This is a genomic window from Xinfangfangia pollutisoli (genome assembly GCF_020179405.1).
GTDB lineage: Bacteria > Pseudomonadota > Alphaproteobacteria > Rhodobacterales > Rhodobacteraceae > Pseudogemmobacter > Pseudogemmobacter pollutisoli.
Genome location: NZ_JAICBZ010000007.1, coordinates 1 through 20,279, shown reverse-complemented (window position 1 = coordinate 20,279; position 20,279 = coordinate 1). Strand labels below are relative to the sequence as shown.

At 68.0% G+C, this 20,279-nt stretch carries 19 protein-coding genes and 1 riboswitch; of the genes, 12 read left to right on the top strand and 7 right to left on the bottom strand.

The features are described 5' to 3' along the window. The first annotated feature begins 80 nt into the window (after nt 1–80). Both K1Y73_RS04515 and K1Y73_RS04510 read left to right on the top strand, forming a co-directional pair. On the top strand, nt 81–1,622 hold the full coding sequence (locus K1Y73_RS04515) for an ATP-dependent DNA helicase (protein ID WP_225026783.1): 1,542 nt from the start codon (nt 81–83) through the stop codon (nt 1,620–1,622). Nucleotides 1,623–1,649: 27 nt separating this feature from the next. Further along, nucleotides 1,650–1,886, top strand: coding sequence for an Lrp/AsnC ligand binding domain-containing protein (locus tag K1Y73_RS04510; RefSeq protein ID WP_225026782.1), 237 nt, complete (start codon nt 1,650–1,652; stop codon nt 1,884–1,886). A gap of 70 nt (nt 1,887–1,956) precedes the next feature. Here the strand turns inward: K1Y73_RS04510 and K1Y73_RS04505 are convergent, their stop codons facing one another. Next, nucleotides 1,957–3,018, bottom strand: coding sequence for a quinone-dependent dihydroorotate dehydrogenase (locus tag K1Y73_RS04505; protein ID WP_225026781.1), 1,062 nt, complete (start codon nt 3,016–3,018; stop codon nt 1,957–1,959). Between the two features lie 34 nt (nt 3,019–3,052). Beyond that, nucleotides 3,053–3,391 (bottom strand): DUF952 domain-containing protein, encoded by a 339-nt coding sequence (locus K1Y73_RS04500; RefSeq protein WP_225026780.1) that lies wholly within the window; start codon nt 3,389–3,391, stop codon nt 3,053–3,055. A 166-nt stretch (nt 3,392–3,557) separates the two neighbouring features. On the opposite strand from K1Y73_RS04500, the gene K1Y73_RS04495 reads away from it, so the two are divergent. Next, a complete protein-coding gene (locus K1Y73_RS04495) occupies nt 3,558–5,129 on the top strand; it encodes a bifunctional metallophosphatase/5'-nucleotidase (RefSeq protein ID WP_225026779.1) in 1,572 nt (523 codons plus the stop codon). A 63-nt stretch (nt 5,130–5,192) separates the two neighbouring features. On the opposite strand, the gene K1Y73_RS04490 is transcribed toward K1Y73_RS04495, so the two are convergent. Beyond that, nucleotides 5,193–5,957, bottom strand: a complete 765-nt coding sequence (locus K1Y73_RS04490; protein WP_225026778.1) for a spermidine synthase family protein — start codon at nt 5,955–5,957, stop codon at nt 5,193–5,195. Between the two features lie 239 nt (nt 5,958–6,196). After that, nucleotides 6,197–7,099, bottom strand: a complete 903-nt coding sequence (locus tag K1Y73_RS04485) for a choline kinase family protein (RefSeq protein ID WP_225026777.1) — start codon at nt 7,097–7,099, stop codon at nt 6,197–6,199. 83 nt (nt 7,100–7,182) lie between these two features. On the opposite strand from K1Y73_RS04485, the gene K1Y73_RS04480 reads away from it, so the two are divergent. The 6 genes from K1Y73_RS04480 to urtE all read left to right on the top strand — a co-directional run bounded on the left by K1Y73_RS04480 (nt 7,183) and on the right by urtE (nt 14,272). Continuing rightward, a complete protein-coding gene (locus tag K1Y73_RS04480) occupies nt 7,183–7,797 on the top strand; it encodes a class I SAM-dependent DNA methyltransferase (protein ID WP_225026776.1) in 615 nt (204 codons plus the stop codon). 384 nt (nt 7,798–8,181) lie between these two features. Further along, complete coding sequence (gene urtA / locus K1Y73_RS04475; protein ID WP_225026775.1) at nt 8,182–9,480, top strand: urea ABC transporter substrate-binding protein; 1,299 nt, start codon at nt 8,182–8,184, stop codon at nt 9,478–9,480. Between the two features lie 62 nt (nt 9,481–9,542). Continuing rightward, complete coding sequence (gene urtB / locus K1Y73_RS04470) at nt 9,543–11,489, top strand: urea ABC transporter permease subunit UrtB (RefSeq protein WP_225026773.1); 1,947 nt, start codon at nt 9,543–9,545, stop codon at nt 11,487–11,489. 4 nt (nt 11,490–11,493) lie between these two features. Beyond that, nucleotides 11,494–12,837, top strand: a complete 1,344-nt coding sequence (urtC, locus tag K1Y73_RS04465) for an urea ABC transporter permease subunit UrtC (protein ID WP_225026772.1) — start codon at nt 11,494–11,496, stop codon at nt 12,835–12,837. Next, entirely contained in the window at nt 12,834–13,577 is a 744-nt protein-coding gene (urtD, locus tag K1Y73_RS04460) for an urea ABC transporter ATP-binding protein UrtD (protein WP_225026769.1), read from the top strand. Before urtC ends, urtD begins: the two co-directional genes overlap by 4 nt. Then, complete coding sequence (gene urtE, locus K1Y73_RS04455) at nt 13,577–14,272, top strand: urea ABC transporter ATP-binding subunit UrtE (RefSeq protein WP_225026768.1); 696 nt, start codon at nt 13,577–13,579, stop codon at nt 14,270–14,272. The genes urtD and urtE overlap by 1 nt, the downstream gene beginning before the upstream one ends. Here urtE and K1Y73_RS04450 read toward each other — a convergent pair. After that, nucleotides 14,269–15,081: a protein-disulfide reductase DsbD domain-containing protein gene (locus tag K1Y73_RS04450; RefSeq protein ID WP_225026766.1), complete on the bottom strand. Its 813-nt coding sequence runs from the start codon at nt 15,079–15,081 to the stop codon at nt 14,269–14,271. The two genes, urtE and K1Y73_RS04450, sit on opposite strands and share 4 nt — an antisense overlap. Nucleotides 15,082–15,249: 168 nt before the next feature. Between K1Y73_RS04450 and K1Y73_RS04445 the strand changes: the two genes are divergently transcribed. From K1Y73_RS04445 to K1Y73_RS04435, 3 genes are all read left to right on the top strand, one after another. Further along, nucleotides 15,250–15,774 carry a YqgE/AlgH family protein gene (locus K1Y73_RS04445; protein ID WP_263626515.1) on the top strand — a complete coding sequence of 175 codons (525 nt, stop codon included), beginning with the start codon at nt 15,250–15,252 and terminating at the stop codon, nt 15,772–15,774. 113 nt (nt 15,775–15,887) lie between these two features. Beyond that, the gene (locus K1Y73_RS04440; protein ID WP_225026763.1) at nt 15,888–16,808 is read left to right on the top strand and encodes a lipid A-modifier LpxR family protein; all 921 of its coding nucleotides are present in this window, start codon (nt 15,888–15,890) and stop codon (nt 16,806–16,808) included. A gap of 107 nt (nt 16,809–16,915) precedes the next feature. Further along, a complete protein-coding gene (locus tag K1Y73_RS04435; RefSeq protein ID WP_225026762.1) occupies nt 16,916–18,001 on the top strand; it encodes a Hint domain-containing protein in 1,086 nt (361 codons plus the stop codon). Nucleotides 18,002–18,109: 108 nt separating this feature from the next. Here the strand turns inward: K1Y73_RS04435 and metK are convergent, their stop codons facing one another. Both metK and lnt read right to left on the bottom strand, forming a co-directional pair. Continuing rightward, on the bottom strand, nt 18,110–19,276 hold the full coding sequence (gene metK / locus K1Y73_RS04430) for a methionine adenosyltransferase (protein WP_225026761.1): 1,167 nt from the start codon (nt 19,274–19,276) through the stop codon (nt 18,110–18,112). Nucleotides 19,277–19,284: 8 nt separating this feature from the next. Continuing rightward, nucleotides 19,285–19,333, bottom strand: a riboswitch (SAM-SAH riboswitch). Between the two features lie 49 nt (nt 19,334–19,382). Then, nucleotides 19,383–20,279 (bottom strand): apolipoprotein N-acyltransferase (lnt, locus tag K1Y73_RS04425; protein WP_225026760.1); only part of this gene is annotated, 897 nt, incomplete at its 5' end.

The following is a 20,279-nucleotide window of genomic DNA, read 5'->3' as shown; positions in this document are numbered from 1 at the left end:
AGACCCGCCGGCTGCCCTGCCGGCGGGTTTTGTCATCGGCTGCGCTGGCCCTTGCCGGCGCCCGCGGCTAGGGTGGCGCCATGTCCGATGCCCTGACCCTGTCCGAAGACCAGGCCGAAGCCTGGGATCGCCTTGCCGCCGGTCTCCTGGATCAGGGGATCGATCTTGCCGATGGCGATCTGTCGCCCGCCGCCGAAGGCCCCAGCATGGTGATGGCGGTGATGGGCAAGGCCGGCTCGGGCAAGACCATGCTGCTTGCCGGTCTGTACAAGGCGATGAAAGAGGCCGGGGTCGAGGTGATCTCGGCCGATTGGGAAGGCCGGCGCCGGAAAGAGCGGCGCACGCTGGCCATTCTGGCGCCGACCAACAAGGCCGCCAGCGTGCTGCGGCTGCGCGGCGTGCCGGCGACCACGATCCACCGGATCCTCTATACCCCCGTCTACGACCCGCAATATGAGAAGATCGCCGAATGGCTGGCCGGCCAGGCGCCGCGGCCCAGCGTCGACGGGCTGGGGGTCGAGGGGATCACCGATCAGGCGCTGGACCGCGCGCAGGCCTTCTATGCCCAGGTGCCCTCGATTCCGGGCGCGCTGGCGGCGGCGGGCTTGCGGGGGTCGGATTTCATCACCGGCTGGAAGCGGCGCGACGAGCCGCTGGATGTGGGCTTTGTCGATGAGGCCTCGATGCTGGACGAACGCCAGTTCAACGACCTGCGCGAGATCTTTCCGCGGCTGGTGCTGTTCGGCGATCCGGCGCAGCTGGCGCCGGTGGGCCAATCGGGCGAGATGGTCTTCGACCGGCTGGGCGACAGCCGCAAGCTGGTGCTGCACCGGATCCACCGCCAGACCCAGGACAATCCGATCCTGGATCTGGCCCATGCCCTGGCCGATGACCGGCTGGGATTCGAGGCGTTCGAGGCGCTGATCCGCGACCGCGCCGCCCGCGACGACCGGGTGGTCTGGGCCGAACGGGTGGATGCCGACCTGATGGCGCGCAGCCCGGTTCTGGTCTGGCGCAATGTGACGCGGATCAAGCTGATCACCGCCTTCCGCAGCGCCCAGGGCGCGCCGGATGACGATCTGATCCCGGGCGAGCCGCTGATCTGCGACGGGATCGAACTGCCCCTGAAGCACCGCAAGAAGCGCATCGACCTTGAGGCGCGGGGGCTGATCAAGGGCGCGCAGGTGATCTATCTCGGCCCCGGCTCGAAACCCGGCTTCGCCAAGCTGCATGTGATCGGCGCCGAAGACCCGCGGCTTTCGGCCGCCTCGATCATCAAGATCGAACGGCCCGAGGAAGAGGAACCCTTCATCCCGCATGCCGCCACCATGGGCGCGGCCTTCCTGCATGGCGCGGCGGTGACGATCCACAAGGCGCAAGGCAGCCAATGGCCCGAGGTTCAGGTCTTTGCCCCCGATCTCTGGGCCGCGGCCCAGGCCGGCCGGTCCGAGGCGGGCGTGCCCTTGTGGAAGCGCCTGGCCTATGTGGCGATCACCCGCGCCGAACACCGGCTGCATTGGGTGGTGCGCAACCGGCTTGCCCTGCCCAAGCGCCCGCTTGGGGTCGAGGATCTGCGCCAGGCCCCGGCGGCCCCTCTGGCGCTGGAGCCCGAGCAGGGCTAGGCTCGCCCAGGCAAAGAGGAGGCCGAAATGGCGCTGGTATTCGTGCAAATCCGCTGCACCCCGGGCAAGACCTATGAGGTGGCGGATGAGATCTGGGACCGCGAAGTGGTCAGCGAACTCTACTCCACCTCGGGCGAATATGACCTGATCGCCAAGGTCTATATCCCCGATGGCGAGGATGTGGGCCATTACCTGGCCTCGCGCCTGTTCGACCTGCCCGGCATCCAGCGCACGCTGACCACGATGACCTTCAAGGCCTTCTAGCCCCGCGCGGGCCGGCGGCTTTCATCTGTCCAGAAATATCCCGGGGGTCCGGGGGCCGGCCCCCGGCGGGTTACAGCCAGCGCGCCCGGTCGGTGCCGATCGCGGCGCCGATCGTGGCATAGCCGTCGCGCAGCAGCAGCGCGTCCAGGCCTTTCGCGATCGTCGGCGCCAGGCTCAGCCCCTGATAGACCATCGCGGTATAAAGCTGCACCGCCGAAGCGCCGGCGCGGATCTTGGCATAGGCCTCTTCGGCCGAGGAGATCCCGCCCACGCCCACCAGCGGCAGCCGGCCCTCGGTCAATTGGCTCAGCCGCGCCAGCACCCGGGTCGACCGCTCGAACAGCGGCGCGCCCGACAATCCGCCCTGCTGGCCCCGATGCGGGCTTTGCAGCCCGTCGCGCGACAGGGTGGTGTTGGTGGCGATGATGCCCGAGACGCCCGATGTCAGCGCCACCTCGGCGATCTGCGCCAAGTCGTCGCCGGTCAGATCGGGCGCGATCTTCAGAAAAACCGGGATCGGGCGGGGCAGGGCGGCGCGTGCCTCCATCACGCCCTGCAACAGCGCGGCCAGCGCCGCCGGACCCTGCAGGTCGCGCAGTTTTTCGGTATTCGGCGACGAGACATTGACCGTGGCGAAATCCACATGCGGGCCGCAGCGCGTCAGCACGCGGGCGAAATCGGCGGCGCGGTTCTCGGATGTCTTGTTCGCGCCCAGATTCAGCCCGACCGGCACGGGGCCGGGCTTGCGCGCCGCAAGCCGCGCGGCGATCGGCTCCATCCCCTCATTGTTGAAGCCAAAGCGGTTGATCGCCGCCCGATCCTCGACCAGCCGCCACAGGCGTGGCCGGGGATTGCCCTCTTGCGGCAGGGGCGTCGCGGCGCCGACCTCGATGAAGCCAAAGCCCGCGCGGGTCAGCTGCGCCAAAGCGGTGGCGTTCTTGTCGAAGCCCGCGGCCAGCCCGACCGGGTTCAGAAGCGCCATCCCGGCCAGATCGCATTCCAGCCGGGCCGAGGTGACCGGCCCCGGCAGCGGCGCCAGCCCGCTGCGCAAGGCCTTCAGCGCCAGGCCATGCGCGGTTTCCGCGTCGATCCGGCGCAGCGCGGCCAGGCCTAGGCTTTCGATCAGGCTCATGCCCTTATCCTTTCAGATGTCCTTGCGGACCACGTCAGACCACGCCTTCGGGAAAGATGTGCCCGGTCGCGCCCAAAGGCAGCGACTTGTCCCAGACCACTTCCGACAGGCGGAGCCGGCGGTAAAGATGCGGAAACAGCGCCCCTCCGCGCGAGGCTTCCCATTTCAGCGCCGGGCCCAGATCCTCGGCCCGGAAGGCCACCAGCACCAGATCGCTTTCGGTCGCGAACCATTTCGCCGCCGTTTCCGCGACCTGGGTCGCGGTCGAGAAATGGATGAAGCCATCGGCCAGATCGACCGGCGCGCCGGCGGTTTCGCCCGCGGCACGGAACGCATCCCATTCGGGGCGGCGGAAGATCTTGAAGATCAGCATGCCCGACCCATGCACCGGAACGGCGCGCCGGTCAATGGCGGGCCCCGCGATGGCCGCACCCTGTCATGCGGGTTTCATGCCTTGCAGGCAGGCAGGGCGCATCGGGCTTTGACTCGGGCCGGTTCGTAACAGCAATGTAACGCAGTCGATCAACAAGGAGGTCCCCATGTATCGCAGATTTCTGGCCACGGCCGCCGTTCTGGCGCTTGGCGCCGGCGCCGCCTCGGCCGAGTTCAAGCTGACGATCCTGCACACCAACGATTTCCATGACCGGTATGAGCCGATCTCGAAATACGATGGTCCCTGCGCGCCCGAGGACAATACGGCGGGCGACTGTTTCGGTGGCTCGGCCCGGCTGGTGACCGCCCTGGCCGAGGCGCGGGCGCGGGCCGAGAATTCGATCCTTGTCGATGGCGGCGACCAGTTCCAGGGCACGCTGTTCTACACCTATTACAAGGGCAAGATGACGGCCGAGTTCATGACCAAGCTTGGCTATGACGCGATGACCGTGGGCAATCACGAATTCGACGACGGGCCCGAGGTTCTGGCGGGCTTCATCGACGCCGTGGGCTTTCCGGTGCTGATGTCGAATGCCGATGTCAGCATGGAGCCGGCGCTGAAGGACAAGATCGCCAAGTCGACGGTGATCGAGAAGGGCGGCGAGAAGATCGGCCTGATCGGGCTGACGCCGCTGGACACGCCGGAAATCGCCAGCCCCGGCAAGAATGTCATCTTCACCGATCCCGCCCAGGCCGTGCAGGGCGAGGTGGACAAGCTGACCGCCGAAGGCGTGACCAAGATCATCGTCCTGTCGCATTCGGGCTATGTGGTCGACAAGAAGGTCGCGGCCGAGACCACGGGCGTCGATGTGATCGTGGGCGGCCATGACAACACCTATCTGTCGAATGTCTCGGAAGACGCGGTCGGCCCCTATCCGACCATGGTCGGCGATACCGCCATCGTGCAGGCCTATGCCTATGGCAAGTTCCTGGGCGAGTTGAACGTGGTCTTCGACGATGCGGGCAAGATCACCAGCGCCTCGGGCGAGCCCTTGATCATGGACAAGGCCGTTGCCGAAGACAGCGACACGCTGGCGCGGATCGCCGAACTGGCCAAGCCCCTGGACGAGATCCGCAACAAGGTGGTGGCCGATACTTCGGCCGAGATCGACGGCAATCGCGATGTCTGCCGCCAGGTCGAATGCACCATGGGCAATCTGGTCGCCGATGCGCAGCTGGCGCGGGTCAAGGATCAGGGCGTGACGATCAGCCTGGCGAATTCGGGCGGGCTTCGCGCCTCGATCGACGCGGGCGAGGTGACGATGGGCGAGGTGCTGACGGTTCTGCCGTTCCAGAACACGCTCGCCACGTTCGAAACCACCGGCCAGACCCTGATCGACGCGCTGGAAAACGGCGTCAGCCAGTATGAGGAAAAGGCCGGCCGCTTCCTGCAGGTGGCCGGGATGAAATACACATTCGACATCAGCCAGCCCGCCGGCAGCCGCGTGTCGGATGTGCTGGTGGCCGAGGGCGATCAATGGGTGCCGATCGACCCGGCGAAGACCTATCTCGTGGTGACGAACAACTATGTCCGCAATGGCGGCGACGGGTTCAAGATGTTCGTCGACGCGCCGAAGGCCTATGATTTCGGCCCCGATCTGGCCGATGTCGTGGCCGAATTCCTGGCCGCCTCGGGCAGCTATGCGCCCTATACCGACGGGCGCATCACCAAGAAGTAAGACCTGACGACCGCAGGTCGCGAAGGCGGAGGCGCGATGCCTCCGCCTTTTTTCATGACCCGATCAAAGGGCCGCAAGACCGGCGCCAGGCTGCGGGCCGCGGCGCGGCGGAAGGCCGGGGGCGGGGGCCGCCGGCAAATCTTCCAGCGCCGCGGTCTCGGCCGGGGTGGCGATATAGATATAATGGAAGGCATCGGCCCGCCCGCCGGGCAGCAGCACATCCTCGCGCCGCCAGTCCCACCCCTGTTCGTCAAGCCGCGCCTCGAACGGGTCCGAGATCTTGGCCGACCAGAAGGCCGCGATCCCGCCCGGGCGCAGCGCGCGGCGGACCGCGTTCAGGCCGGACTCGGCGTAAAGCTGGCCATTGTCCTGGCGCACCAGCAGATCCGGCCCATTGTCCGTGTCCATCAGGATCGCGTCAAAACGCGGCGCGCCCGGGGCGAACAGGTCCATCACATCCGTGACCTGCAGGTCCACCCGCGGATCCTGCAGCGCATGCCCCGCCAGGGGCGCCAGGATGCCGCGGTTCCAGGCGGCGATCGCCGGGATCAGCTCGCAGACCGTGATCCGCGCATCGGGGCCCAGCAGATCCAGCGCGGCGCGCAGGGTAAAGCCCATGCCCAGCCCGCCGATCAGGATGCGCGGCCGCGGCGCCCAGGCCAGCGGCCGCAGCGTGCGCTGGGCCAGCACCGCTTCCGAGCGCCACATCAGGTTGGACATCAGCTCGATGCCGTTGAAGGTGATTTCGTAGATCTCGCCGCGTCGGCGCAAAAGAATGTCGTCGCCCGCCTCGGTCGAGGCGCGGGCCAGGTCGGTCCAGAGTGTCATGGCCTATCCCTCGGCGCCCCTCAGGGTGCCGGTTCTGTGAATGGAACGGGAATGGTCTGGGGTTGCCCGGCGGTCAGCGCACGGACAACCCGGACACATGGCGTGCCCTGGTTCCGATCAGCAGCGGGAACAGGGCCGCGCTGCAGGCTATGGCGAAATGACCGCGCATGCCGCCCTTGTGCCCGATTGGGGCGGGGCGGGCAATGGGCGCGGGCGGTGCCAGGGGTTCGACGCGCCGGTCAGCGCGTCAGAAGGCCCAGCGCCTGGACGAAATCGGGCCGGGCCATCAGCGCCTTGCAGCGGGCAAAGCGGGTGTCGGCATAGGCGCGGAAATCGTCGGCGGGGTTGTCATTCGCCAGCTGGATCAGCCCCCACAGCGTCCACAGAAGATCGCACATCGCCTTGTAGATCACCATCCGCGCCCGGTCTTCCGCCGGGGCCGGACCGCCGAAATAGGCCTGCAGCATCTCGTCTTCCTGGCCGGCGTCGAATTCGCCTTCCACCGACAGATCGCCCAGATCCCACATCGGGTCGTTCATCCCGCAATATTCCCAGTCGACGATCCACATCCGGTCGCCGGCATCGAGGAAATTCTCGCATAAAGGGTCGCAATGGCAGGGCGCCAGCGGCGCGGGGGCGGCGGCCAGCGCGCGGCGCACCGCCTCGGCCTCGGCCAGGACGGCGTGATAGCCTTCGGGCAGGGCCACATCCGTGCCGGCCAGCAGCCCCAGATAGTCGTCGATCATCGCAAACAGCTCGAACCGGGCCGGGAAGACCGCGCCCGAGCGGTGCAGACGGGCAAAGGCCTGGCCCGCGCGGGCGGCACTGCCGGGGCGGGCGCGGAAGGCCTGGGGCGACATGGTCGCGGCCCCGTCGATATAACGCGTCACCAGGATGCCCGTGGCCGGGTCGACATGCAGCACCTCGGGGCTGACCCCGGCTTCGGCGGCGGCACGGGCCGCCACCGCCTCATCCGCGCGGTTGATATAGGTCTCGGTCCCGGCGCCGGGCAGACGCAGCACCAGCCGGCCGATCCGGTAGACCCGGTTCGTCAGCCCGCCCATCCGTTCCGCCGGCCCCTGTTCGGCCGCCAGCACCGCAAGATCCTGCCGCAGCCCGGCGATGAGGGTGTCGTCTGTCATTCTGGCCTCCAGCTTTCGACGGAAGGTTCCACATAGCTGCGCATTTGGCTACGGTGAAGCCGCGACGCATAGGGAGAGCGATGATGGCGCAGCATGACGGGCATCTTGGGGCGGTCTACGGGGCCTCGGCGCCCGAACAGGTGGCAGCAGCCTATGACGCCTGGGCCGAGACCTATGACGCGGAAATGGCCCGCAACGGCTATCGCCATCCGGCCATTGGGCTGGCGCTGATGGCGCGGCATCTGCCGCGCGGCGCGGCGCCGATCCTGGATGCCGGGGTGGGCACCGGGCTGACCGGCAGCTGGTTCGGCCTTCTGGGCTGGCCCGAGGTCGAGGGGATCGACATTTCCGAAGGCATGCTGGCCATGGCCGCGCGCAAGGGCGCCTATGCCCGCCTGACCCGGGCCGTCCTGGGCGAGACCCTGCCCTTCGCCGACGGGCAGTTCGCCGCGGTGATCTCGACCGGGGTCTTCACCACCGGCCATGTCGGCGCCGAGGCGCTGCCCGAACTGATGCGCATCACCCGCCCCGGTGGGGTTCTGGTGCTGACGGTCAAGGAAACGCTGTGGCAGGGCGGCTTTGCCCAGGCCTTGGCGGCAGAGCCGGCCGATCTGCTGGAACAGACGGTCCCCTATGTCTCGATGCCCGGGGATCCTGCGACCACGCCCAGCCTGGCCCTGGCGCTGCGCCGGCGCTAGCGCCAGCGCCGTCCCGCCGCGCAGGGCGGCCCGATTCCGCCGCTTCGCGCCCTGATCGCGACCAGATCGTCCCCCTGACGCCCGGACCGACTTTCCGCCTGTGCATGCAAATGCAGCAGGCGGCAGGCCGCTGCCCGGCTTTTGGGCGGATTGGCCCGGCCGGGTCGGGCGCCCCCGGCCCCCGATCCCGCCATGCTTGTCGCAAGGACCCGCTGCCCGCCTGATCACCCTTGGAGAGCCCGGGCTCTCTGCACCCGCGCCCTGGACCCGGCCCTGTGGCCCTGGGCCAGACCGGACGGGCCGCGCAACAAGACACCGACAGATCCGGCCAAGGCGCGGTGACAGCGCCAGCCCGGGACGGGCGGACAACAAGGGGGAAATTGCATGAATCTGACCAGACGCAAACTGCTTGCTTCCAGTGCCGCGGCTTTTGCCGCCCCGCTTCTGGCGCCGCGGATCGCCGCCGCGCAATCGGACACGATCAAGATCGGGATCCTGCATTCGCTGTCGGGCACGATGGCGATTTCGGAAACCACGCTGAAAGACACGATGCTGATGCTGATCGAGGCGCAGAACGCCAAGGGCGGGGTTCTGGGCAAGCAGCTGGAAGCGGTCGTGGTCGATCCGGCCTCGGACTGGCCCTTGTTCGCCGAAAAGGCGCGCGAATTGCTGACGGTGCAGAAAGTGGCCTGCATGTTCGGCTGCTGGACCTCGGTCAGCCGCAAGTCGGTGCTGCCGGTGATCGAAGAGCTGAACGGGCTTCTGTTCTATCCGGTGCAATATGAGGGCGAAGAAAGCTCGAAGAACGTGATCTACACCGGCGCCGCGCCGAACCAGCAGGCGATCCCGGCCACCGATTACTTCCTGGAAGAGCTGGGCATCCAGAAATTCGCGCTTCTGGGCACCGATTACGTCTATCCGCGCACCACGAACAACATCCTTGAGGCCTACCTCAAGTCCAAGGGCATCGCGGCCGAAGACATCTTCGTCAACTATACCCCCTTCGGCCATTCGGACTGGTCGAAGATCGTGGCCGACGTGGTGGCACTGGGCGCCGATGGCAAGAAGGTCGGCGTGATCTCGACCATCAACGGCGATGCGAATATCGGCTTTTACAAGGAATTGGCGGCGGCGGGCGTCACGGCCGACAAGCTGCCGGTCGTGGCCTTTTCGGTCGGGGAAGAGGAATTGTCGGGCCTTGATACCTCGAACCTGGTCGGCCATCTGGCGGCCTGGAACTATTTCGAAAGTGCCGATACGCCTGAAAACAAGACCTTCATCGCCGAGTGGCACAAATATATCGGCAATGACAAGCGCGTCACCAATGACCCGATGGAGGCGCATTACATCGGCTTCAACATGTGGGTGAATGCGGTCACCGCGGCGGGCACGGTCGAGGTGGATCCGGTGCTGGATGCGCTGATCGGGCAGAAGTTCCCCAATCTGACCGGCGGTGTGGCGGAACTTCTGCCGAACCACCATCTGACCAAGCCCGTGCTGATCGGCGAGATCCGCGCCGACGGGCAGTTCGACATCATCAGCCAGACCGAGCCGGTGCCGGGCGATGCCTGGACCGATTTCCTGCCCGAATCCGCGGTGCTGGAGTCGGACTGGAAGGATCTGAAATGCGGCATGTACAACACGCAGACCAAGACCTGCGTGCAGCTGACCTCGAACTACTAGGCTGATACCGGCCGCAGGCCCCGCGCCTGCGGCCGCCCCCCTTTCCCCAAGCCGGATCAGCGATGCGCCTGACCCTTCTGTCGCTTTGTGCGGCCCTTTGCCTCTGCCTTGCGCTGGCCCCCGCCCGTGCCGAGTCGCTGGCCCAGATCGCCGCCGCCCATGCCGCCGCGATCGAAAAGCCCTCGCGCACCACGATCGGCCCGGTGATCGACGCGCTGGCCGCCAGCGGCGACCCGATGGCCGCGCCTTTCTTGCAGGCCTGGGGCAGCAAGGGGTTGGGCCGGCGCAAATCCGATGGCGCCTTCTTCCTGCTGGCGCCCGATCCGGCCGGCTATGCGCTGACCGATCTGACCGGCGCCCCCGCGGGCACCTCCGCGACATCCGAGATCACCGAATTGAAACCCAATGCCGGGGTGCGCGGGCTGATCGCTTCGGCCCTGGTCGCCTTCACCCTGTCCGATCCCGACCCGGCCCGCCGCGCCGCCGCGCTGGAATCGATCGCCGCCGATCCCAAGGCCGAAAGCCTGGATCCGCTGCGCGCCGCGGTCGAGACCGAGCCCGACCCGGTGCTGAAGGCCCGGAAACTTCGGCTTGAACGGCTTCTGACCCTGCGCTTCGATCCCGACAGCGCGGCGCGCGTGGCCGCGATTGAAGGCTTCGGCGCCGATGCGGGCCTGGACCTGCGCGCCGCGCTGTCGCCTCTGGTCGCCACCAAACGCGCCGCCGGGCCGATCCCGCCCGAAGGCGCCAATGTCGCCCGCACGCTGACCCCGGGCGGCGACATTTCCGAAGCCGAGGCCTATGCCGTGCTGGTCGATGCGGGGCTTGCGCCGGCGCGGCTGCGCCCCGAGGACCAGAAGACCGCGCTGGCCGCCCATATCGCCGAGGGCAAGGTCGGCGGCGTGCCGGTGGCCGATCTGTCCAGCCAGGCCGCCCGCGACCGTGCCTATACCGCGCTGGAACAGGCCGGAACCGTGCCCACCGCCGCGACCGATGACGAGGTGACCGCCGCCCTGGCCGCCAACCCGGTCTATGAGATCTATGCCGAGCCCGACCCCGCCGTGACCGCGGCCGCCACCCGCGCCCTGCATGAGATCGGGCTGAAGGTCGGGGCGATGCAGGCGGTCGATCTGGGGCTGGACGCGCTGTCCTTGGCCTCGATCTACTTCCTGGCCGCCATCGGCCTGGCCATCACCTTTGGCGTGATGGGGGTGATCAACATGGCGCATGGCGAGTTCATCACCATGGGCGCCTATACCGGCTATGTCGTGCAATTGTGGGTGCCCGACCTGACCCTGTCGATCTTGATCGCGCTGCCTTTGGCCTTCGCGCTGACCTTCGGCGCCGGCGTCGCGATCGAGCGGCTGGTGATCCGCCACCTGTACAAGCGCCCGCTGGAGACGCTGCTGGCGACCTTCGGCATCTCGATCGCGCTGCAGCAGATCTTCAAGAACATCTTCGGCACCCAGGCCCGCCCGCTGACGGCGCCCGCCTGGCTGGACGGGGCCTGGGTGGTCAATGACGTGATCGGCATCAGCTATATCCGCATCGCGATCTTCGTGCTGGCGCTGCTGTTCCTGGGCTTCTTCCTGTGGCTGATGAAACGCACCCGCCTGGGGCTGGAGGTGCGGGCGGTCACCCAGAACCCGGCCATGGCGGCGTCCATGGGCATCAACCCCGACCGGATCAACATGCTGACCTTCGGCATCGGATCCGGTATCGCGGGCATTGCCGGCGTCGCCATCGGCCTTTTCGCCAAGGTCACTTCGGAACTGGGCTCCGACTATATCGTGCAAAGCTTCATGACCGTGGTGGTCGGCGGCGTCGGCAATATCTGGGGCACGCTGGCGGGCGCCACGATGATCGGCACGCTGCAGAAGCTGATCGAATTCCTGAACCCCTCGAACACGCTGGCCGCCCAGACCTACATGATCCTGTTCATCATCCTGTTCATCCAGGTCCGGCCCAGGGGCATCATCGCCCTAAAAGGCCGCGCGGCAGGAGACTGATCCCATGACCGCCCTTTCATCTGTCGATAAATATCCCGGGGGCGAGCCATCCGGTCCGCCACCGGTTCGAGGATCCGGTGGCGAGGGGGCAGAGCCCCCGGGATCGGCCGCCCTCGCGCCGCGCTCCTTCCTCGCCCGCAACCCTTCGGTCTTCTGGTTCCTCGCGATCCTGATCGGGTTCACCGCGCTGGTGACGGTCCTGTCGCCGGCACTGGGGGCCGAGGTGATTTCGACCTCGTTCATCAAGACCCTGGGCAAGACCCTGTGCCTGTGCCTGGTCGCCTTGGCGATGGATGTGGTCTGGGGCTATACCGGCATCCTGTCCTTGGGCCACATGGCCTTCTTCGCGCTGGGCGGCTACATGATCGGCCAATGGCTGATGTATGCGCGGACCGAGGAAATCGTCCTCACCTCGCTGGCCGGCACGCCGATCCCGCCCACCGCGGCCGAAGTCGCGCAGGGCGTGGCCACGCAGATCTTCGGCGTGGTCGGGTCGTCCGAGATGCCGGCGATCTGGTCTTTCGCCCATTCCCTGCCTGCGCAGCTGGCGCTGGTGGTGCTGGTGCCCGGCCTTCTGGCCTTCCTGTTCGGCTGGCTGGCGTTCCGCTCGCGCGTGACCGGGGTTTACCTGTCGATCCTGACCCAGGCGATGACGCTGGCCCTGTCGCTGTACCTGTTCCAGAATGACAGCGGGTTGCGCGGCAACAACGGGCTGTCGGGCCTGCAGAACCTGCCCGGCGCCGCCCAGATCGGCCAGGACCGCCTGTCGCTGTGGTTCTTCTGGGCCTCGGCCGCGGCCCTGGCGCTGACCTACCTTCTGCTCGCCTGGGCGCTTTCGGGCAAGTTCGGCTCGGTCCTGCGGGCGATCCGCGATGACGAGGCGCGGGTGCGCTTTCTGGGCTACCCGGTCGAGGCCTACAAGATCTTCGTCTTCACCGGCACGGCGGTTCTCTGCGGGCTGGCCGGCGCGCTGTATTACCCGCAGGCCGGCATCATCAACCCCGCAGAGCTGGCGCCCATCGCCTCGATCTACCTTGCCGTCTGGGTCGCCATCGGCGGGCGGGGGCGGCTCTATGGCGCCGTCCTGGGGGCGGTCTTCGTCTCGCTTCTGTCGTCGTGGTTCACCGGCGGCCGGGCGCCCTCGATCCCCTTAGGCTTCTATACCGTCAACTGGGTCGACTGGTGGCAGGTGCTTCTGGGCCTGGCCTTCGTGCTGGTCACGCTGTTCGCGCCCAAGGGTCTGGGCGGGCTGGTCGACATGGCGCAGAAGATCCGCACCCCCGACCGCAAGGGCGCCCCCCTTGGCCCCGATGACGGGGCGCTGCAGGAACGCGAGGCGCAGGAATGAGCGCGCTTCTGGAAGTGTCCGGCGTCTCTGTCACCTTCGACGGGTTCCGCGCCATCAACAACCTGTCCTTCACCATCGGCCCGGCCGAGATGCGCGCGGTGATCGGGCCGAATGGCGCGGGCAAAACCACCTTCATGGATATCGTCACCGGCAAGACCAAGCCCGACACGGGCAAGGTCCTGTGGGGCGAGAAATCCGTCTCGCTTCTGTCCCTGTCCGAGGCGCAGATCGCCCGCGCCGGCATCGGCCGCAAGTTCCAGCGCCCGACCGTCTTCGAAGACCAGAGCGTGGCCGAAAACCTGGTTCTGGCGCTGAAATCGCCGCGCGGGCCGCTGGCCGCCCTGCGCTTTGCGCTGTCGGGGCCGGGCCGCGACCGGGTGCTGGATCTGGCGCGGGAAGTGGGGCTGAGCGATCATCTGGCGCGCAAGGCGGGCGAGCTGTCGCATGGCCAGAAGCAATGGCTGGAAATCGCAATGCTTCTGGCACAAGAGCCGCGGCTTCTGCTGGTTGACGAGCCGGCGGCCGGCATGACCGGGGTCGAGCGTGAACATACGACCGCGATGCTGGTGGAAATGGCCAGGACCCGCGCCGTGGTGGTGGTGGAACACGATATGGATTTCGTGCGCCGGCTGAACTGCAAGGTCACCGTGCTGCATGAGGGATCGGTCCTGGCCGAAGGCTCGCTGGACCATGTGACCAGCGATCCGACCGTGATCGACGTCTATCTGGGGCGGGGCTGATGATCGAAACCAAGGGGCTGACGCTACACTATGGCGGCTCGCAGATCCTGCACGGGATCGATTTCCTGGCCAAGGCGGGCGAGGTGACCTGCATCATGGGCACCAACGGGGTGGGCAAGACCAGTTTCCTGAAGGCGCTGGCGGGCACGCATCCGCGCTCGGGCGGGCAGGTGCTGCTTGAGGGGGCCGATCTGCCGCGCCTGCGCGCGCAGGACATGGCCCGGCGCGGCTTGTCGGTGGTGCCGCAGGGGCGGATGATCTTTCCCCTGCTGACGGTCGAGGAAAACCTTGAAACCGCCTTCGCCGTGCTGCCTCGGGCCGAGCGGCGGGTCAGCGAGGACATCTACCAGCTGTTCCCGGTGCTGAAGCAGATGCTGCGGCGGCGGGGCGGCGATCTGTCGGGCGGGCAGCAGCAGCAATTGGCCATCGCGCGGGCGATGCTGATGCGGCCGAAGGTGCTGCTTCTGGACGAGCCGACCGAGGGCATTCAGCCGAACATCATTCAGCAGATCGGCCATGTCATCACCCATCTGAAGAACCGGGGCGGCATGGCGATCGTGCTGGTCGAGCAGTATTTCGATTTCGCATGGGGCCTGGCCGACAGGCTTTATGTCTTTGACCGCGGCTCGGTGGCGATTTCGGGCGCCAAGGCCGATCTGTCGGCCGGGCAGGTGCGGGCGCGGTTCTCGCTTTAGGGGGCGGGGCAGCCCGTCACTTCCATCGCGCCCTTGTCCGAGATCACCGTGACCGTCACGCCCGAGCGGTCCAGCGCGAAGGGGGCGGCATGGGGCGGGACCAGTTCGGCCACCGCCTTCAGCGTGCCGCCCTTGCGCAGCGCCTCGGCCTCGGACACCCAGACCCGGCGGTCGGCGGTCTCGATCGCCACCGTCTCGACCCCGCCCTGCTGCGGCAGCGTCAGCGTCGCGGTCAGGCGCAGCCCGTCGGCAATCGGCTCGACCCCGCAAGAGATCGCCGCCAGCCCCGCCTCGCGCCCGGTTTTCGGCCGCGCCGCCAGGGCCGCGCGAATGGACGCATCGGGCGCGCCGGGCGGGTCGATCCGCGCGGTCAGATGCAACGAGGCCGGCAGGCAGATGTCGCGGCAGATGCCCAGATCGACCGTCACCTCAAGATCGACGGGCCGGGACGGGTCGCGCGGCCGGATCTCGACCGGCAGCACCAATTCGTCATGATAGCCGATGGTGGTGAAGCCGGCGGTGTGAAAGACCGAAGGCGCCGGCCAGTGGATCTGCACCGCTTTCAGATTGCGCGAGCCGCTCCAGTCGAATTCCGGCGGGATGCCGGCATCGCCGGGGCTGCGCCAATAGGTTTTCCAGCCCGGCGCCAGCCGCAGCCGCAGCGCCGTCATCTGCGTGCCGTCAGGCGTTTGCCAGCCGGTCAGGACCGCGGCTTCCAGCACATCGTCCTGGGTGGTGGCGGCGGCGGGCCCGGGCAGGGCGGCGAGGCAAAGCGGCAGGCAAAGCGAAAGGGCAAGGCGGTTCAGCATGACGGCAAGATAGGGGGCGCCGCCCCAAACGGAAATCACTTCCCGGCGAGAGCGCGCGTGATGTGGCCGCATGGCCGCAGCGGCGCTTGTGATCTGCGAGCCGCGACCCCATCCTGAAAGGGCAGGAGGGCCCGACTCGTGGAATTGGCTGGAAAGATCCTGATCGCGATGCCTGGCATGGGCGATCCGCGTTTTGCGCGCAGCGTCATCCTGATGTGCGCGCATGATTCCGAAAGCGCGATGGGGCTGATCGTGAACAAGCCGGCGCCCGATCTGAACTTCGGCGGCTTGCTGGATCATCTGGGAATCAGCCGCGGCGACCGTGGGCGCGAGATCCGGGTGCATTATGGTGGCCCGGTCGACAAGGGCCGGGGCTTCGTGCTGCACACGCCCGATTGGGGCGGCGAGGCGGCGACGATGCGGGTGCCGGGCGGGTTCCGGGTGACCGCGACGCTGGATGTGCTGGAAGATCTGGCCCGCGGCGCCGGGCCCGATCAGGCGCTGCTGGCGCTGGGCTATGCCGGCTGGGGGCCGGGCCAGCTGGAGGGTGAGATCCTGCGCAATGACTGGCTGGTCGCCGAGGCGCTGCCCGAGATCGTCTTTGCCGCCAGCGATGCCGAGAAATGGACCCTGGCGCTGAAGGCGCTGGGGGTGGATCCGCTGACCCTGTCGCCCAGCGCCGGGCGGGCCTGACCGCGCGGCTTCGGCCGCGCGGCCCTTGCCTCTGCCGGCTTTCCGCCCGAAATGCGCCGCAGTCGGCGGGCAGATCTGGGCCCGGACGGGCCGGGCAAGGGGGCGGGGGCGCGATGATCATCAGGGCTTTGGCGGTGGCGGCCGCGCTTTTGGCTGCCGGGACGGGCGGGCCGGCCCTGGCCGAGCCGATGCAGCTTTTGGGCTGGGGCCGGATCTTTTCCAATGACGGGCTGGGCGACGGGCAGGACCGTTGGCGCACCGGCGCCTATACGGTCAGCCTGTTGCGCGGCCGTGGCTGGTCGGGCGATCTGCCGCCGGCGCTGGGCGAGCTGCTGGAATTTCGCGCCCGGGCCGAGATCATCGCTCCGGCCAATCTGTCGCGTCCCGCCGCCGGCGACCGGCGTTATGCGGGTGTCTTGTCCTTCGGGCTGCACAGCCACGCCCGGCTGGCCGGTTTCGACACCAGCCTTGGCATGGATCTGGCCTTTACCGGCCCGCAGACCGGGCTGGATGATTTCCAGCGCGCCATGCACGATCTGCTGGGGGCCGCAGCGCCGCAGGCGGCCTCGGGCCAGATCGGCGATGCGGTCCATCCCACGCTGCTGGCCGAGATCGGCCGCAGCCTGCCCCTGGGCACGGCTGCCGAACTGCGCCCCTTCGTCGAGGCGCAGGCCGGGCTTGAAACCTATGTCCGGCTGGGCGCCGATCTGACGCTGGGCCGCTATGGCCAAGGCGCGCTGATGCTGCGCGAGGCCACGACCGGCCAGCGCTACCGCGCCCTGGCCGATGACCCTTCGCCCGGTTTCACCCTGGTTCTGGGCGGCGACATCGCCCATGTCTGGGACAGCGCGCTGCTGCCCGGTGGCGAAGCGGCGGTGCTGAAGGACAGCCGCAGCCGGCTGCGGGCCGGGCTGGCCTGGCAGGGCAGGGGCGGCGCCTCGGGTTTTTACGGGCTCAGCTGGCTGTCCGAGGAATTCGAAGGCCAGGCCGAGGGGCAACTGGTCGGCTCGCTGTCGCTGGCGTTGATTTTCTGACGACAGTCCGGCGGTTTCGGCGGCACTGTTGCATCAAGACCCTAGCGGGCCTGCGGCACGCCTGTTAACCTCGGCGTCAATAAAAACAAACGAGCAGGCATACAGGCATGGGAACGGGCTTGAGGGCCACGTTCGTCATCTCCTGGTCACAGACGGAAGTGGATGGGTTTCAGGCCCTGTCCCCCGACGCCCTTACCGTTGGCGCCGCCTGGCGCTGGACGGGGGCTGCGGTGCGCATCGACGCGCCGGGGGATGTTCTGCTTCTGGAAGGGGCCGAGGGCGGGGCGGATATCCGGCGACGCGCGGCGCGGATGGTGCAACGGCTGATCGGCGTTGCCGTCGGCTCGGCCGAAGACGCGCGGCCAGAGATGGCGCCGCTTGCCGCGGAAGAGCCGCCCGAGCAAAGCTTTGTCGTCACCGACGGGCTGAAATCGCATATCGTCACCATTCTGCCGGTGCCCGACAGCGGCGCGCGGCTGCTGATGTTTATGGGCGAGGTGCCGCCCGAGGGGCGCGATCTGTGGATCGTGCGCACCCAGATCGACCGATCCGGCGGGGCGGCGGGCAGCCGCGCCTCGGGCGGGGTGATCTGTTTCGCGCCGGGCACGCGGATCCTGACGCCTTCGGGCCTGTGCGCGGTGGAAAGCCTGCGCGAGGGCGATCTGGTGCAGACCCGCGACAATGGCCCGCAACAGATCCTCTGGACCGGCAGCCGCCGGATGACCGGCGCGCGGCTTTACGCCATGCCGCATCTGCGGCCGATCCGCTTCCGCGAGGGCGCTTTCGGCACCGGGCGGCCGGATGCCGATCTGCTGGTTTCGCCACAGCACCGGCTGCTGGTGCGCGGTGCCACGGCGCGGGCCCTGTTCAACACCGACGAAGTGCTGGTCGCGGCCGAGGATCTGGTGAACGACACCACGGTGCTGGTCGACAAGATGCTGCGCGAGGTGACCTATCACCATCTGCTGCTTGACCGGCATGACATCGTCTTTGCCAATGGGGTTGAAACCGAAAGCTTCCACCCCTCGGCCACCGCGCTGGAGACGGTCGACGTCAAGGACCGCGCCCGGCTGCTGGCGATCCTGCCGGGGATCGAGGTCAATCCGATGAGCTATGGCGACTTCGCCCGCCGCAGCCTGTCGGCCTCGGAAGCGGCGATCCTGCGGCACGAGGCGGGGCCCCGCGCCGCCTAGGCGCGTGCGAAAAGCATCTCGCCGCGTCGGCGACGCAAAACCGGACAGGCAAGTAAAAAGGGCGGGGAAATCCCCGCCCTTTTGCGATTCCGAAGGTCACAGCGCGGCTCAGACCGCCTTTTTCAGCGCCTCGGCCAGATCGGTCCGCTCCCACGAGAAGCCGCCGTCTTCGGTCGGCGCGCGGCCGAAATGGCCATAGGCAGCGGTGCGGGCGTAGATCGGCTTGTTCAGCTGCAGATGGGTGCGGATGCCGCGCGGCGTCAGGTCCATGCAGTCCATCACCGCTTTTTCGATCAGCGCGGCCTCGACCTGGCCGGTGCCATGCGTGTCGACATAGATCGACAGGGGCTTGGCCACACCGATCGCATAGCTGACCTGCAGCGTGCAGCGGTCGGCCAGACCGGCCGCGACCACGTTCTTGGCCAGATAGCGCGCGGCGTAAGCCGCCGAGCGGTCAACCTTGGTCGGGTCCTTGCCCGAGAAGGCGCCGCCGCCATGCGGGGCCGCCCCGCCATAGGTGTCAACGATGATCTTGCGGCCGGTCAGGCCCGCGTCGCCATCGGGGCCGCCGATCACGAACGTGCCGGTCGGGTTCACCCACCATTCGGTCTTCTCGGTCAGCCAGCCCTGGGGCAGCACTTCGCGGATATAGGGCTCCACGATGGCGCGGATGTCGTCAGAGGTCTGGTCTTCGCTGGCGTGCTGGGTCGACAGCACGATCGAGGTCACCTCAACCGGCTTGCCGTCTTCATAGCGCAGCGACAGCTGGGATTTGGCATCGGGCCGCAGCGTCGGCTCCTGCCCGGATTTGCGCACCTCGGCCAGACGGCGCAGGATGGCATGGGAATACTGGATCGGCGCCGGCATCAGCTCGTCCGTCTCGCGGCAGGCGTAGCCGAACATGATGCCCTGATCGCCCGCACCGTCCTTGTCGACGCCCTGCGCGATATGGGCCGATTGCTTGTGCAGATAGTTCTGCACTTTCAGGGTGTTCCAGTGGAACTCGTCCTGTTCGTAGCCGATGTCCTTGACGCAATGGCGGACGATGTCCTCGACCCGGTCCATCATCGCCTTGAGGGCTTTCTTGTCGGACAGGCCCACTTCGCCGCCGACGACCACCCGGCCGGTCGTCGCGAAGGTTTCGCAGGCGACGCGGGCATTCGCCTCTTCGGTCAGGAAAGCATCCAGAATGGCGTCGGACACGCGGTCGCACAGCTTGTCGGGATGCCCCTCCGAGACGGACTCGGAAGTGAAAACGTAGTTCTTGCGGCTCATGGGGATGGTGCTCCGTTGATGAAACCCCGCCACGCCAGGAAGCCGTTGTGGCGGTTATGCCCCGGGCTTACGCGGGCCGGGGGCGAGAATCAAGCGATAAGCCCGTTCAATGCCGCGGACCGCGGCGCAGGGCCATGAGGCCGAGACCGGACAGCAACAGAAGCCAAAGCGGCAGATCGCCGATCTGGGCATAGGGCGGGGCGGGCAGGGTGCCGGGCAGGGCGGCGTCCAGCGTGGCCTCAACGCCCAGCGGCAGCAGCAGCGGGCGGCCTGCGGCATCCTGCGCGATGCGGCCGCGCGCATCGACCACGGCCGAGATCCCGGTATTGGCGACGCGCACCAGCGGCATGCCCTGCTCGACCGCCCGAAGCCGGGTCAGGGCGAAATGCTGATAGGGGCCGGTCAAAGTGCCGAACCAGGCGTCATTGGTGATCTGCAACAGCCAGTCGGGCCGCGGCCCGTCGAGGCCGATCTCGTCGGGAAAGATCGCCTCGTAGCAGATCAGCACGCGGCCCGGGCCCAGGCGGGGGCCGAAATCGACCGGATCGGCGGGGGGCGCGCCTGCGCTGTAGGTCGCACCCGTGCGGGCCGAGAAGGCACCCAGATCGAACAGATCGAAAGCGGCCTCGCCCAGGGGCACATATTCGCCGAAGGGCACGAGATGGACCTTGTCATAGGTCGCCTCGATCTGGCCCTGGGCGCCGATCAGCAGCAGCGAATTCCAGCCCAGCGGCCCCTCGGCGCGCTGCGCGCCCACCGCGGCGGGGCGGCCCAGCGTCTGGGCGATGATCCCGGGCAGATCGCTGCCCGGCTCAACCAGATAGGGCAGGGCGGTTTCGGGCCAGATCACCAGATCGACCGGCGCGGGCCCGTCACCGTCGCGGCTGAGCCGCAGCAGCGTGGCGAAATTCTCGCGCGCAAGCTCGGGGTCCCATTTCAGCGCCTGGGGAATGGCGGGCTGCACCAGCCGGACGGTGCCGCCCGGCGCGGCCGGGACGGGCAG